The sequence below is a fragment of the Actinoplanes sp. NPDC051861 genome, assembly GCF_040681145.1.
Taxonomy (GTDB): domain Bacteria; phylum Actinomycetota; class Actinomycetes; order Mycobacteriales; family Micromonosporaceae; genus Actinoplanes.
The window spans coordinates 79,145-93,921 of record NZ_JBFAYE010000019.1 but is presented as its reverse complement, the minus strand read 5'-3'; the positions used below and the strand labels follow the sequence as shown (position 1 = coordinate 93,921).

The window sequence follows — 14,777 nt, the reverse complement described above, 5'->3', positions numbered from 1 at the left end:
GTGGACGACCTGTCGTATCGTCTGGTCGGCCAGCACCAGGACGCGGTCGGGTTCGACGGCGGTGGGTGCGGTGGCCCACGTGGTGGCCCGGGTGGGCGTCCGGCGTACCGGATCCTGCTGCCCGGCCGAGCCGGGTGTGGCGGCGACCAGCGCGGCTCCCGCGCCGCCGAGCAGGAGACCGCGGCGCGTCAGGGCGCGCCCGGTGGCCCGATTGAGAATAATTTTCCGCTTTATGCCGATAAAGCTAAAGAACGCCGCTTCGCCACGTCAAGCCGCCGGACGAGGGACCGGCCCCGGCGGCATCGCCACCGGGGCCGGTCTCAGCGGGTTGTGATCAGGGAGATGTGCAGGTCAGGTTGTTGACCGACGGTGCTGTCGCACCGGAGACCAGGAACCCGAACGTGACATACCCGTTGGCCGGAACGCTGCCGTTCCACGACTCGTTCTTCACACTGACGAGCGAGCCGGTGACGGTGGACTTGCCGCTCCACACCTGTGCCAGCGTCTGGCTGCCGGGGAACGTCCAGTTGACGGTCCAGCCGCCGCTCACCGGCGCGGTGCCGGCGTGCACCATGACCTCGCCCTGGAACCCACCGGTCCAGGCCGACTTCACCGAGTACATCGCGGTGCAGCCGCCGTTGCCCGGGTTCGGGTTGCTCGGCGAGGCGCTCGGGCTGGACGGGTTGCTGGGGCTGGGGCTGGGGCTGGACGGGGTGCTCGGGGAGGGCGACTGGGTGCCGCCGTTGCCGATACCGGTGACCTCACCGTTGCCGCCGTCGAAGACCACGTCCGAGCAGCCGTAGAACGTCTCCGTGCTGTCCGAGCGCGACCACACCGAGTAGATCAGGTGCTTGCCGGTCTTGCCGGAGGGCAGCGTCGCGTTCCAGTAGTAGTGCCCGTCGTCGGTGCCCGGACCGCCGTTGGCCGGCGGGTTGGTCACCTGGTCGAACGGCGTCGGCTCCAGGTCGCCCCAGGCGAGCGGCTTGGTCGGGTCGTAGCCGTTCTTCGTGATGTACAGCGAGAAGGTGCCCGGGTGCTTGGCCCAGTTGTTGTACTTGACCTGGATGGTCCGCCCGGCCGTCAGGTGGGTCGTCGGCCAGTCGTTGCGGGCCAGGTTGAACCCGGTGAAGTTGTACGGCCCACCGGTGCCGCCGCTGCACAGCTGGCCGTCCGGGATGAACCCGTTGACCCGGCCGGCACCGTCCGAGCGGAGTACGGCGAACCAGTTGTAGAGCGAGTTGACCCCGCTCTGCGCCACCGCGGCGGAACAGGCGGCGTTCTTCGGCTCGATCGCACCCGTGTTCGGGTTACGGCCGTCCTGGTAGCAGAACCAGGTCCGGCTGCCCGGCACCTGGATGGCGCCGTGCGCCTCCGCCGGGGATGGCATTACCAGGAACCCGGCTGCCGCGGCGAACAAGGCCACGGCAGCCACGCGAAGGAATCGCATCTTCTCAGCCCTCCGGGAACAGGCGGGCGTAGTCGGCGTAGCCGGTGGCGACGTCGACCTGGGCCCAGAATCGGTGGTAGTTGAACGTGGGCGCCGCCCCGCCCTTCAGGTACGCGTCGACCTTCGGGAAGTCCGGGTCGCTGCGGTAGAAGGACCGGATGTCCAGGAAGGACACGCCCGGCTGGATGACGTCACCGTTCGGCATCTCGCCGCGCCAGCCCTGCGGGATGTAGATGCCCTGGCCGGTGGAGGCGTTGTAGGTGTCGTCCATGCGGTTGTAGTCGGCACGCGTCTCGGTGACCGACACACCCTTCGAGTCCTTGTGCGTCCAGATCGCGTCGAGCAGGTTCTTCGCCGCCGTCTTCGCCGCCGCGTTGCCGGACTTGGCGGCGTAGTAGGTCAGCACCTTGGCGAACGAGCCCGCCACACCGAGGTCCGTACCGTGACTGGAGACCGTCACGTGCAGGTTGGTGTTGGCGGCCGGGCTGGAGGGGTTCCAGGTGGCCGGCGCGCCCGACCAGGCCAGGTCGGACGGGATCGAGAAGCTGCTGGCCGAGATGGTGCTGTTGGCCAGCGCCCACGGCACCCACTTGTCCAGGATCGCCTTGGCCTTGGCGTTGCCGGTCACGTAGTACAGCTCGGCGAGCCGTTCCAGCGACCAGGTCTGCATGCCGAACCAGCGGTTGGACGGCGGGTCGGCGTAGACCGGCGCCTCGACGTAGGCCAGGCCGTAGAACGTCGGGGTGCCCGCCGGGCGGGCCGAGTAGTTGCCGTTCCAGCTGTTCGTCGCACCGCCGGCGATGCCGCCCTCGGACGACTGCAGCCACTGGTAGAACTCGAGCTGCCGGTCGAAGCTGGCCTGCCAGTCCGCCTTCGCGGTCGGCGACTTCGGCGTGAACGCGCTGACGTTGGACAGGACGTACGCCGCGAACGGGTTCTGGTACCCGAAGTGGCTGGTGCTGGAGCCGATCCGCCACGCCCAGCCGGCGTTGGTGTCGTACGCGCCGCCCCAGGCGTAGTACCAGGACATCAGGTGGTTCGAGCTGCTCTTGCCACTGCCCGCGGTGCAGGACGTGGAGGCGCAGCCCGGGTTCTTGAAGTACTTGTCGTAGAACGAGTACCTCAGGTAGTCACCCATCTTCGCGGCGTTGGCCACGGCCGCGGAGATCTGCGACGCCTTGCCCTGCGCGGTGGCCCACTGGTGCGCCCAGTAGGCGACCTGCACGACGCGGGCGTCCGCGTCCGGGGCGTTGGTGTACTTCCACTGCTTGGCGTACGAGGCGTCCTTGGTGAACAGGTCGAGGTAGCCGTTCGGGCCGCCGTGCGCGAACGTGTCGCAGGACGGCTGCGGGACGGTCTCGAACGTCGACTCCTGCGGGCCGCGCTGGAACGTGTTGATGTACGCGACGCGCGTGGTCCCGTCACCGCAGTGCCCGAAGCCGTACGTGTTGTCGACGTCGAGCAGCCAGTGCATGCCGTAGATGTCGTCGGTGCCGTACGCCGACTTCAGCTCGGCCGCGAGCGGGTCGGTGCCGACCGACACGCCAGTGTCCAGCTGGGACGGGTACTGCGACGGCGACGGGTACTCCGCCGCGTAGGTCGCCGGCTTCGACGCGTTGTAGTTCGCGTTGGTCGGCTGGTCGGCGTGCGACGGGATGATGTACTTCTCCATCGACGCCCAGGCGGCGTTGAACGGCGCCCAGTCGCCGCTGACCTGGCCGTGCTCGGCCTCCAGCCAGAGCCAGTAGCTGAACGCCTCACTGGTGGTCTCGTGGCCGTGGTCGGGCGCCTCGTCGATCAGCGTCTCGATCGAGTGGTACGGCACGCCCTCCGGGCTGAAGTACCCGTTGGCCGGGTTCTTCAGGTCGTTGTAGAGCTGCGTGAACCGGGCGTCGACCGAGCCCTCCTGGATCACCGTGACGCCGAGGTTGGCCGCGGTGTATCCGCTGGAGGTGGCCGAGATGGTGGCCGTCGCGCCGATCGCCGCCGTGGAGGCGGCCGCGACCGTCACCGCCTTGCCGGTGCTCCAGTCGGTCGGGGTGAAGGTGAGCGACGCCGGCGTCGCGGTGACGGCCGTGCTGCCCGCGCTGCGGGCCACCGCCACGGTGACGTTCGCCGTCGGCGCCTTGCTCAGCGCCACGGTGTAGGTGCCGCTCTTGCCGGGCGCGATCGCCAGCGAGGTGGCGCTGGCCACGATCGACGGCGTGGTCGACGCGTCGACGAAGACCGGCACGTCGGCGGTGCTGCTCTTGAGCCCGGCGTTGTCGTACGCCACCGCCTGCACGTGGTAGGCCGCCGACTGCGCGGGCACCCCGTCCCAGGAGTAGGTGTACGGCGACGAGCTGTCGCTGCCCAGCAGCAGGCCGTCGTGGTAGAACTCGACCCGGCTGATGCTCTGCCCGCTCGCCGCGGTCGCGGTGGCCGCGATCGGGATCGACGCCGGCGCGGTGTACCGGGTGTTCGCGGCCGGGCTGGTGATCTGCACGGTCGGCGCGTTCGCCGACTGGTTGCAGGCGGTGCCGTTGAGCGTGAACGCGGTGGGCACCGGGTTGGCGGAGGTGAACGTGCCGTTGAAGCCGGTCCCGACCGTGCCGTTGGTCGGCAGGTTGCCGTTCCACGCGGCGTTGTTCACGGTCACGTGCTGGCCGGTCTGACTGTAGACGCCGCTCCAGCCCTGGCCCGCCTTCTGGCCGGCGTCGGGGAAGTCGAACTCCAGCCTCCAGGTGGTCAGCGGGTCGCCGGTGTTCTTGATCTGGATGTCGCCGGTGAAGCCGCCGGGCCACTGGCTCTGCACCTTGTACACGACTGTGCAGCCGGCCGCGGCATAGGCCGGTGCGCCGGCTGCCAGGACCGCGCCGGCGCCGAGGACGGCAACGCCGGTGGCGGCCAGCCTGCGTCGCAGGCGTTGACGGACTGGTGTCACGGTGTTCCTTTCCGCCGGGGTGGTGGCGTCCTCGCGGTGTTCCGCACACCGCGAGGACGCCACCATCCCGTCAAGTGGGAGCGGGAGGGTGTTACCGGATGGAGCAGGTGATGGGGGACGGGACGGGGTTGGTGGTACCGGTGTTGCTGCCGAGGAACCCGAAGGTCGTGGATGCCCCGGACGAGAGGGCGCCGTTGTAACCGGCGTTGACGACGGTCACGGCGCTGCCGGACTGGGTGGCGGTGCCGCCCCAGCTCTGGGTGACGGCCTGGCCCGCGGTGTAGCTCCAGCCGACGGTCCAGCCGGTGGTGGTGGCGGTGCCGTTGTTCTTGACGGTCACCTCGCCCTGGAAGCCGCCACCCCACTGCCCGGTGACCCGGTACGTCGCCGTGCACCCTGATCCGGTGCTCGGGCTGTTACTCGGGCTCGGGCTGTTACTCGGGCTCGGGCTGTTACTCGGGCTCGGGCTGTTGCTGGGACTCGGGGAGACGGATGTCGACGGTGAGGCCGAGGACGAAACGGACGGTGAGGGCGAAACAGGTCCGCCGGTGCGGTCGGCGTAGAGGATGCCGCGGCCGTTGGTACCGAGGTACACACGGCCGTAGATCCGCGGATCACCGGCCAGGGCGTCACCGGCGTTCCCGTACTGATGCTGGTCGTCGTTGATCCGCACCCAGCTCGACCCGGCGTTGTCGGAGCGGAACACGCCCGTGACGCCGTCGACCGTGCCGACCAGGAAGACCGCGAGGTGACTCTGCCCCGGCGCGGCCTTGCCGAAAGCCACGTTGATGCCCGAGGTCACCGTGGTGACCTTGGTGAACGTCACCCCACGGTCAATGGACTTGAGCAGCCCGGTCTCCCCCGCGAGCCAGACCTCACCGGCCGTACCGGACACGGCCCTGAAGTTGACTCGCCCGGTCGTGGGCATCGCCGCCGCGGAGGCCGTGAAGGTGGCCCCGCCGTCGGTGCTCGTGTAGAACTTGCCGGCCGCGTACCCGTAGAAGGTCTTCGGCTCGACCCGGTCCGACTCCACCTTGGCGCCCGCCGGGATGCCGGACGACGCGGTCCACGTGCTGCCGCGCGTGGTGGAGTAGTGCACGCCAACACCCGCCGGGGACCAGACCACCGCGTTGGCGTCGGCGCCGACCGCCACCGTGCCGCCGCCGGTCACGCCGGACGGCTCCTGTCCCTGGTACCAGTTCTGGCCGCCGTCGTTGGAGATGCCGATGTGCGGCGCGGCGTCCGCGTTGCCGACCCGGACGAAGAACGACGGGCTCGCCTCGGCGAAGTCCAGGCCGGTGTTGCTGCCCAGCGCCGGGGTGTCGTGGAAGCTCGCCGGCACCGCGTCGAGGTTCGAGTGGTGGAAGCCGCCGACGTCGTACAGCGCGCTGACCAGCGGCGCCCCCGTGGGCGGGCTGGCCAGGTCCTGGACCGCGGTCTCCTCGATGCCCTTGGCGAACGGCCTGATCGAGAAACTCGTCCCGGCGTCCCAGTTGGTCAGCTGCGTGGTGCCGTAGATCGTGGCGCCCGTTCCGTAGAGCAGCCGGTTGGAGTCGAACGGGTCGATGGCGAGGGACTCGTTCATCCAGCCGAGCTTCGGGCTCTCCTCGGGCGCCTGCGCGGTGCTGTTGAAGTCCAGCCACGGGTTGGCCGAGATGTCCATGGTGTAGCGCTTGGCACGGCTGGGGTAGCCGTTCCAGTCCCAGATCCGGCTCCACGTGGCGCCGTAGTCGGTGCTGCGCCAGAAGATCGCGTCCGGCCACCAGGAGATCTGGGTGGCGACCATCAGCGTGCCCGGCTTCTTCGCGTCGACCGTCAGGCCGGAGTACCCGAAGTAGCGGTCGGCCACCGGCATCGGCGAGATGTCGGTCCAGGTGCCGGTCGTGGTGTCCAGGCGGGCGACCTGGCCGGCCGCGCCGTCGTACGGCCCGCCGGTGTCACTGGTCGCGATGAACAGGTACTTCCCCTGCACGACACCCTTGTGCGCGAGGTACCCGGTGGGCTGGCCGGGGATCCGCTCCCAGGTGGCGCCGGAGTCGAGCGACCGGTAGACCGGGTTCTCCTTGTCGGCGACGCCCACGTACACCGCCGGTGACGCGGGGTCGAAGGTCACCCAGGTCAGGCCCTGGTTCTGATTGAGGTAACCGTTCGTGTCGGTGGGGTCCTGCACGTAGTTGCCGACGTTGGGGAAGTTGCTGACTTTCGCCCACGTCACGCCGTAGTCGGTGCTGCGCCAGAGCCCGTTTCCGCCCTCGGCGGCGAAATAGACGTTCCGGTTGTTCCGCGGGTCGACGGCGAGCCGCTCCCCCATGCCACGGCCGGGCATGTTGCCGCCGACCTTGAACGGCAGAGCGGTCTTCTGCCAGGTCGCACCCTTGTCGGTGGAGCGCAGGATCGCACCGTTGTTCGGGTCCCAGCTGTTCGTGTACATGCCGACAGCGGCGTAGACCCGGCCGGTGGCGACCGGGTCGGGCGCGATGCTGAGGACGCCGTTGTGGCCCCAGTCGCTCTGGCCGACCCAGTCGAGCAGCGGGGTCCAGCTCTGCGCGGACTGGTTCCAGCGGTACGCGCCCCCGATGTCCGTGCGCGCGTAGATGAGGTTCTGCTCGCCGGGGTTGAAGACGATGCCGGGGACGAAGCCACCGCCGTCAATCCGTACGTTCTTCCAGGTGTACGGCTCGCTGGGAGCCGCCGTGGCGGAGTGTGGGCCGGACACGACCGCGACCGCCGTGGCGGCCGTGACGAGGGCGGCTATCAGCGCGCCGGCGGGGGACCTTCGCATGCAAAACCCTTCCATCGATGAACGTTCATCTGGGAGCGCTCCCAGAAGCGTCATGCGCCGTCATCGGTATGTCAAGAGCCGGAAACTTCGCGTTGATAACTGGCGACTTCTAAGCGACTACGCAGAGCGACGTCTCGCGCGGGACCTCGGTTCGCCGGCCGAATAGTGGGGTAGTCAAGCTCTCCGGAGGCCTCGCAGGCACGGACGAATACGGCCAGACATTGACAAAAGGACGGCTTTTCGTCTGTGTATCATTCGGCGGAACACGCAGGCCGACGCCACCGGAACGTCGCCGGCCGGCCCGCCGAGGGGCCGGCGGGACGCAGCCGGCGGTACGTGGCGTAACCGCGGCCGGCGTATCGGTGGAGGAGATTGCATGAAGGTTTGCGTTGTCGGAACCGGCTACGTCGGACTGACCACCGGTGTCAGCCTCGCTTTCCTGGGCCACGAGGTGACTTGCGTGGACCTCGACCAGGCGAAGGTCGACATGCTCCGGGCCGGGCGCTGCCCGATCTACGAGCCCGGCATGGAGGACCTGCTCGCCGAGGCCGCGCAGAACCTGACGTTCACCACCTCGTACGCGGAGGCGGTGCCCGGCGCCGACGTGGTGTTCGTGGCGGTGCAGACCCCGTCGGCCGACGACGGCAGCCCCGACCTGCGCTACCTGCGCAGCGCGGCGGAGAGCGTGGCGCAGTCGCTGGACAACGAGTTCACCGTCGTGGTGAACAAGTCGACGGTCCCGATCGGCAGCGGCAACTGGGTCGACGCCATCCTGCGCGACTCGTTCGAGCAGCGCGCCGAGCGCCCGGCCGGCGCCGAGTTCGCGGTCGCGTCGAACCCGGAGTTCCTGCGCGAGGGCAACGCGATCGCCGACACCCTCTATCCGGACCGGATCGTCATCGGCTCGGACAACCCGCGCAGCCTCGAGGTGCTCAACCGCCTGTACCGGCCGATCATCAACCAGACCTTCACGCCGCCGACCTTCCTCACCCGTCCCGAGGACGTCAACGCGGTGCCGCTGGTCTCCACCGACCTGGCCTCCGCCGAGCTGATCAAGTACGCGGCCAACGCGTTCCTGGCCCTGAAGATCAGCTACGCGAACGAGATCGGCCAGCTCGCCGCGAAGGTCGGCGCCGACATCACCGAGGTGGCCCGCGGCATGGGCCTGGACCAGCGGATCGGCTCCCGGTTCCTGCAGCCGGGCGTGGGCTGGGGCGGCTCCTGCTTCGGCAAGGACACCAAGGCGCTGATCGCCACCGCCGCCGAGTACAACCTCGAGATGCCGATCGTGAAGGCGGCCCGGGACGTCAACACCCGGCAGCGCGCGATCGCGGTGGAGCGGCTGCAGGACGAGCTGCGCATCCTGAAGGGCCGCAAGATCGGCCTGCTCGGCCTGGCGTTCAAGCCGAACACCGACGACCTGCGCGACGCGCCCGCGCTGGACATCGCGAACTCACTGCTCGCCCGCGGCGCCCGGGTGAAGCTGCACGACCCGGTGGCGACCGAGCGGTTCCGCGCCGAGCAGCCCGACCTCGCGCCGTACCTGAGCGAGACCATCGACGACCTGTTCGCCGACTGCGACGCGGTCGTGCTGGTCACCGAGTGGGCGCAGTACCTGGAGCTGGACTGGTCGAAGTTCGTGGGGCTGATGCGCTCGCCGATCGTGCTCGACGGGCGGCACGTGCTGGACGCCGAGCGGATGCGCCGGATCGGCTACAAGTACCTGGCCGTCGCCGGTTGATCGACACACTCGGATAGACTCGACCGCCGTGGTGGCGTTGCCACCGCGGCGGTTCCTTTTTGCGGCTTCGAGCGCCTTCCCCGAAGGATAACAAAACCGACTCACCGCCGCCGATAAGCCGGTTTAACACCGCAAAATCAGGGTATAACAGTTCGGATGGGCCACGCTCCCACGGTCCTCTACCGCCAATCTTCTTAACCGGTTAAGGTGCGCGGGTCTCGCCGCTATATCGTTACCGACTCGATCACGCGGAAATCATTGCGCAACGTGGCGGTTACCTCTTGACTGTTGGTCAAGAAGCGCTTCGGACGGCGACGTCGTCAAGACGTCGGAGGCGCTATATGACATAGGGAGCGGTATGTTCGGTCACAGTGGGAGTTCGCGATCCCGGGTCGCGCTCGCTGGTGCCCTCAGCGTCGGGCTGGCGTTCAGCCTGACCGCTTGCGGCGGCAGCGACGACTCCGAGGGCGGTTCCACCGACAGTTCGGCGGCAGCCATCGACTGCGCGCCCTACACGGCGTTCGGTGACCTCAAGGGCAAGACAGTCACGATCTACACCGGCATCGTGACCCCGGAGGACACCCCGCACAAGGAGTCCTACAAGCCTTTCGAGCAGTGCACCGGCGTCACGGTGAAGTACGAGGGCGACAAGGCCTTCGAGACCCAGATCCTGGTCCGCGCGCAGGCCGGCAACCCGCCGGACGTCGCGTTCGTGCCGCAGCCGGGTCTGCTGCAGCAGCTGGTCGCCACCGGCAAGGCCGTCGAGGCCCCGAAGGAGACCTCCGACAACGTCGACAAGTTCTTCGGCGCCGACTGGAAGGCGTACGGGACGGTCGACGGCAAGTTCTACGCCGCGCCGCTCGGCGCGAACGTGAAGTCCCTGGTGTGGTACTCGCCGAAGGAGTTCACCGACTCCGGCTACACCGTCCCCACCACGCTCGACCAGCTCAAGGCGCTCACCGACAAGATGGTCGCCGACAAGAAGAAGCCGTGGTGCGCGGGCATCAGCAGCGGTGAGGCGACCGGCTGGCCGCTCACCGACTGGATGGAGGACTTCATGCTCCGGCTCTCCGGGCCGGAGACCTACGACAAGTGGGTCAAGCATGAGATCCCGTTCAACGGCCCCGAGTCCACCGCGGCCCTCGACGCCGTCGGTGCGTACCTGAAGAACGACGCCTACGTGAACGGCGGCCTCGGCGACGTCAAGAGCATCGCCAGCACCACGTTCCAGGACGCGGGCCTGCCGATCCTCGACGGCACCTGCTCGCTGCACCGCCAGGCCTCGTTCTACGCGGCCAACTTCCCGGCCGGCACGAACATCGCCAAGGACGGCGACATCTTCGCCTTCTACCTGCCGGGCAAGGACGAGACCGCCAAGCCGGTTCTCGGTGGCGGCGAGTTCGTCCTCGCGTTCGCGGACCGTCCCGAGGTCAAGGCGTTCCAGACCTACCTGTCCAGCGACACCTGGGCCAACGCCAAGGCCAAGCTGTCGTCCGGCTGGGTCAGCGCCAACAAGGGCCTGGACCCGAACAACCTGAAGAACCCGATCGACCAGCTGTCCGCGACGATCCTTCTGGACCCGAACTCGCAGTTCCGGTTCGACGGCTCGGACATGATGCCCGCCGCGGTCGGATCCAACGCGTTCTGGAAGCAGACCACGAACTGGATCACCGGCCAGGACACCAAGACGACGGTGGACAACATCGAGAAGGCTTGGCCGAAGTAATGCACTAGCACCACCGCGGGGCCGGTCGGGATAGCCCGACCGGCCCCTAGCAGTCTCGGCATTCCTGCATTTCACTAGTCTTCTCTCGCTTGGAAAACCGCCCCAAGGAGGAACGGGCAGCGTGTTCACCACCGCCTCCACCACCTCAGACAAGATCCTTCAGATGTTCGCGGCGATCCTGATCTTCGCCGCGGTTGTCGGGGTGATCCTGTTCATCGCCGGTCGCTTTACCGGCAAACGTGACAAAGCGGTCGCCTATCTCTACCTCTTCCCCGTTCTGCTGATGCTGAGCGTGGGACTGCTCTACCCCGGCGTCCGCACCATCTACCAGTCGTTCTTCGACGCGGCCGGCAACGCCTTCATCGGGATCGACAACTACAAGACCATCTTCACCGACTCCGAGCAGCTGGTCGTGCTCCGTAACACCGCGTTCTGGGTGCTCCTCACCCCGTTCGTGGCGACCGGCGTCGGACTGCTCTACGCGATCCTCGTGGACAAGGCGAGGATCGAGTCCTTCGCCAAGGCCCTGATCTTCCTGCCGATGTCGATCTCCTTCGTGGCGGCCTCGGTCATCTGGAAGTTCATGTACGAGTACCGCCCCGACCAGGGCAACGTGAAGCAGATCGGCCTGATCAACCAGGTCATCGTCTGGCTCGGTGGCAAGCCGGTGCAGCTGCTGATCGACTCACCGCTCAACACCTTCCTCCTGATCATCGTCATGATCTGGATCCAGGCCGGCTTCGCGATGACCGTGCTGTCGGCGGCCATCAAGGCGATCCCGGACGACATCGTGGAGGCCGCCCGCCTGGACGGCGTCACGCCCTGGGGCATGTTCCGGTTCGTCACGCTGCCCGCGATCCGCCCGGCGGTGGTCGTCGTGCTGACCACCATCGCGATCGGCACGCTCAAGGTCTTCGACATCGTGCAGACGATGACCGGTGGCCGGTTCGACACGAGCGTGATCGCCAACGAGTTCTACAGCCAGAGTTTCCGCAGCGCGAACACCGGTCTCGGTGCGGCGCTGGCGGTGGTGCTGTTCGTGCTCGTGGTCCCGATCGTCGTGTACAACATCCGGCAGCTTCGCCGTTCGGAGGCGTGAGATGACCACCGCAACTCCCATCGTCGCCGCCACCGGCTCCAAGGAGAAGATCGGCAAGGTCTCCGCCGGTGAGAAGGCGAAGAAGAAGCTCACCTCACCGTGGGCGTCCCTCGCCGCGCTGATCATCGCGGTGCTCTGGACGCTGCCGACGTTCGGCCTGCTGATCTCCTCGTTCCGCGAGGAACGGGCGATCAAGACGACCGGCTGGTGGACGTTCTTCTCGAACCCGCAGTTCACGCTGGACAACTACCGGGCGGTGTTCGACCCCGACGCCATCAACCTGGCAGACTTCTTCCTGAACTCGATCGTCATCACGCTGCCCGCGGTGATCATCCCGCTGTGCCTGGCGTCGCTGGCGGCCTACGCGTTCGCCTGGATGAAGTTCCCCGGCAAGAACTTCCTGTTCATCGCGATCTTCGCGTTGCAGATCGTTCCGCTGCAGGTCACGCTGATCCCGCTGCTGTCGCTCTACGTCGACATGGGCATCGCCAACACGTTCTGGACGCTGTGGCTCTCCCACTCGGCCTTCGCGCTGCCGCTGGCGATCTACATCCTGCACAACTTCATCAAGGAAGTCCCGTCCAGCCTGATCGAAGCCGCCCGCATGGACGGCGCCGGTCACGTGGCGATCTTCTTCCGGGTGCTGCTGCCACTGCTCACCCCGGCCCTCGCCGCGTTCGGCATCTTCCAGTTCCTCTGGGTCTGGAACGACCTGCTGGTCTCGCTCACGTTCGCCGGCTCACCGGAGATCTCCCCGATCACCGTGCAGCTGTCCAACCTGAGCGGCACCCGCGGCACCGCCTGGCACCTGCTCTCCGCGGGCGCCTTCGTCTCCATCATCGTCCCGGTGACGGTGTTCCTGCTGCTCCAGCGGTACTTCGTCCGCGGCCTCCTGGCCGGCAGCGTCAAGGGTTGATCGCCGCCGAGGGGCCGCATCCGGATTCCGGGTGCGGCCCTTCGGCCTGTTCAGCGCCGCACGCGGGCGGCGATCGTCACGCCGGCCAGCAGCAGGAGCACGGGGACGACGTAGGCGCCGCCCACCGCCTGAGCCAGATCCGGTCTCGACACCGCGCGCGTGGCCTCGTCGAGCTCCAGCATCTCGGAAACGCCGCCGGGAGTCCGGGTGGTGACGAGGCCGCTGAGCGTCAGCGCGATCAGCGCGACGCCGAGTGCGGAGGCCAGTTGCTGCAGGAGGGCGAGCAGCGTCGTGCCGCGCGGGGTCTCGGCGCCGTCGAGGTCGCGCAACGCCACCGTCATCGTCGGCATGATGGTGGCGCCCGCACCCGCGGTGAGAAGCACGGACGAGGCGATGATCAGCGGGTACCCGCTGTCGGTCACCGTGGTCGCCAGGAGCCCGGCGGCGCCGGCGAGGCCCGTGGCCGTTCCGGTCAGCATGATGCGCCGCGCCGGCACCCGGTCCACGAGGCGGGTGGCGATCTGCGCGACGACACCGACCACCATCGCCTGCGGCAGGACGAGCAGTCCGACGAGGGCGGCACTGTCGCCGTGCACACCCTGCACGAACAGCGGCAACACCGACATCGACCCGAAGTAGGCCGCGCCGAAGCAGACCAGCACCGCGGCCGCCGCCCGGAACTGCCGCCGCGCCAGCAGGCCGATGTCGACCAGCGGGGCTTGAACACGGCGCGCTCGCCACAGGAACGCGCCCACCACACCCAGCCCCGACAGCAGCACCGCCACCGCGGCCACGGACGGCCCGCCCGGCCGGTCGAGCAGCGTGGCACCCAGCACCAGGGCCACCGCGCCGCCGGACAGCTGCGCCAGCCCCACCCAGTCCACGCGGGGCGCCGCCGTGCGGTCCGGGGTGTCCAGCGGCAGGACGCGGGCACATACCAGCAGGGCAACGGCTCCCAGCGGGACGTTCATCAGGAAGATCCAGCGCCAGGAGGCGGCGTCGATCAGCCAGCCGCCGAGCAGCGGGCCGAGCGCGGGCCCGATCAGCAGCGGCAGCACGAGCAGGCTCATCAGACGGCCGCGCTGCTCCCGGGGCGCCGCGCGCAGCCCGATCGCCTGGCCCACCGGGTTGAGCAGGCCACCACCGAGCCCCTGCAGGAACCGGAAGACGGCCAGCGACAGCGCGCTCCAGGCGAGACCCGCCAGCGCCGAGAAGAGCGTGAACGCCACCAGCGCCGTGAGATAGACCCGCCGGGCCCCGAACCGGCTCATGGCCCACCCACCGACCGGAATCACCGCGACGATGCCGAGCAGATATCCGGTGGTCACCCACTGCGCCACCGCCAGCGGCGCGTCCAGCCCCGCCACGATCGCCGGCACCGCCACCACGGTCACGGTCGTGTCCACCACGACCATGAGCCCGCCCAGGGCCAGCGTGAGGCCGATCCGCCGCACGCTGACCTGCCCTCGCGTCGTGGCCCGCGTGCTCATCGGCGAGCGAAGGGGCGATCGTGGCGGGCACTGCGCAGTACACCGGCCCACCAGGCGAGCTCGTGGAGGGCGTCGTCGAAAGCGGCCGTGACGTCCGCCGGTGGGGTGAAGCCCGGCGGGCTCAGGTGGTTCCAGGGCTGCCGGAGGCCCACAACCCGGCGGGTGGTGACCATGTTGAGTTCGGCCAGGACGCCGCGCAGGTGCTCGGTGGCGAGCAGGCCGCCGTGCACGCCGTAGGACAGGACCGTCGCCGGCTTGAACATCCACTCGCGGTAGTGCCAGTCGATGAGGCGTTTGAGGCTGGCCGGGTAGCTGTGGTTGTACTCCGGTGTGACGAACACGAACGCGTCGGCGCCGTTGATGCGCCCCGCGACAGGCGTGTCGGCGCTGCCACCCGGCCGTAGATCCTCGTCGCCGGGAAGCTCGCACTCCGCACAGTCGATCAGATCCACCTCGGCCTCGGTGGCGGCCGCCCGGAACGCGGCCCACTCGGCGACGGCCCGGCTCATGCGCTGCTCACGGACACTTCCGGCGATCACGGCGAGGCGCAGCGGCTCACCGGCGGAACGCTCCGGCGGCGCGGAGACGGCTGACGATGAAGAAACGGTCATGCGGCCAGGCTCGGCCTTCAACATATGTTGAAGTCAAGCCCG

The 14,777-nt window shown here is 68.6% G+C and carries 9 protein-coding genes; 4 read left to right on the top strand and 5 right to left on the bottom strand.

What is annotated here, in order from left to right; all coding sequences use genetic code 11:
• Positions 1 to 334: 334 nt before the first annotated feature.
• From AB0M02_RS35325 to AB0M02_RS35315, 3 genes are all read right to left on the bottom strand, one after another.
• Complete coding sequence (locus tag AB0M02_RS35325; RefSeq protein WP_364235310.1) at positions 335 to 1,387, bottom strand: lytic polysaccharide monooxygenase; 1,053 nt, start codon at positions 1,385 to 1,387, stop codon at positions 335 to 337.
• Positions 1,388 to 1,451: 64 nt separating this feature from the next.
• Positions 1,452 to 4,370, bottom strand: a complete 2,919-nt coding sequence (locus tag AB0M02_RS35320; RefSeq protein ID WP_364235062.1) for a glycoside hydrolase family 48 protein — start codon at positions 4,368 to 4,370, stop codon at positions 1,452 to 1,454.
• 91 nt (positions 4,371 to 4,461) lie between these two features.
• Positions 4,462 to 7,152: a cellulose binding domain-containing protein gene (locus tag AB0M02_RS35315; protein WP_364235059.1), complete on the bottom strand. Its 2,691-nt coding sequence runs from the start codon at positions 7,150 to 7,152 to the stop codon at positions 4,462 to 4,464.
• A gap of 376 nt (positions 7,153 to 7,528) precedes the next feature.
• Here AB0M02_RS35315 and AB0M02_RS35310 point away from each other — a divergent pair, with 376 nt between their 5' ends.
• The 4 genes from AB0M02_RS35310 (at position 7,529) to AB0M02_RS35295 (ending at position 12,634) form a co-directional block, all read left to right on the top strand.
• Positions 7,529 to 8,893: a UDP-glucose/GDP-mannose dehydrogenase family protein gene (locus AB0M02_RS35310; protein ID WP_364235057.1), complete on the top strand. Its 1,365-nt coding sequence runs from the start codon at positions 7,529 to 7,531 to the stop codon at positions 8,891 to 8,893.
• A gap of 358 nt (positions 8,894 to 9,251) precedes the next feature.
• Positions 9,252 to 10,619, top strand: a complete 1,368-nt coding sequence (locus tag AB0M02_RS35305) for an ABC transporter substrate-binding protein (protein WP_364235054.1) — start codon at positions 9,252 to 9,254, stop codon at positions 10,617 to 10,619.
• A 163-nt stretch (positions 10,620 to 10,782) separates the two neighbouring features.
• Positions 10,783 to 11,718 (top strand): sugar ABC transporter permease, encoded by a 936-nt coding sequence (locus AB0M02_RS35300; protein WP_364235308.1) that lies wholly within the window; start codon positions 10,783 to 10,785, stop codon positions 11,716 to 11,718.
• Position 11,719: 1 nt separating this feature from the next.
• Positions 11,720 to 12,634, top strand: coding sequence for a carbohydrate ABC transporter permease (locus AB0M02_RS35295; protein WP_364235052.1), 915 nt, complete (start codon positions 11,720 to 11,722; stop codon positions 12,632 to 12,634).
• A 50-nt stretch (positions 12,635 to 12,684) separates the two neighbouring features.
• Here AB0M02_RS35295 and AB0M02_RS35290 read toward each other — a convergent pair whose 3' ends face one another.
• Both AB0M02_RS35290 and AB0M02_RS35285 read right to left on the bottom strand, forming a co-directional pair.
• On the bottom strand, positions 12,685 to 14,124 hold the full coding sequence (locus AB0M02_RS35290) for a DHA2 family efflux MFS transporter permease subunit (protein WP_364235050.1): 1,440 nt from the start codon (positions 14,122 to 14,124) through the stop codon (positions 12,685 to 12,687).
• Positions 14,121 to 14,735 (bottom strand): NAD(P)H-dependent oxidoreductase, encoded by a 615-nt coding sequence (locus AB0M02_RS35285; protein WP_364235048.1) that lies wholly within the window; start codon positions 14,733 to 14,735, stop codon positions 14,121 to 14,123. The genes AB0M02_RS35290 and AB0M02_RS35285 overlap by 4 nt, the downstream gene beginning before the upstream one ends.
• Positions 14,736 to 14,777: the final 42 nt, after the last annotated feature.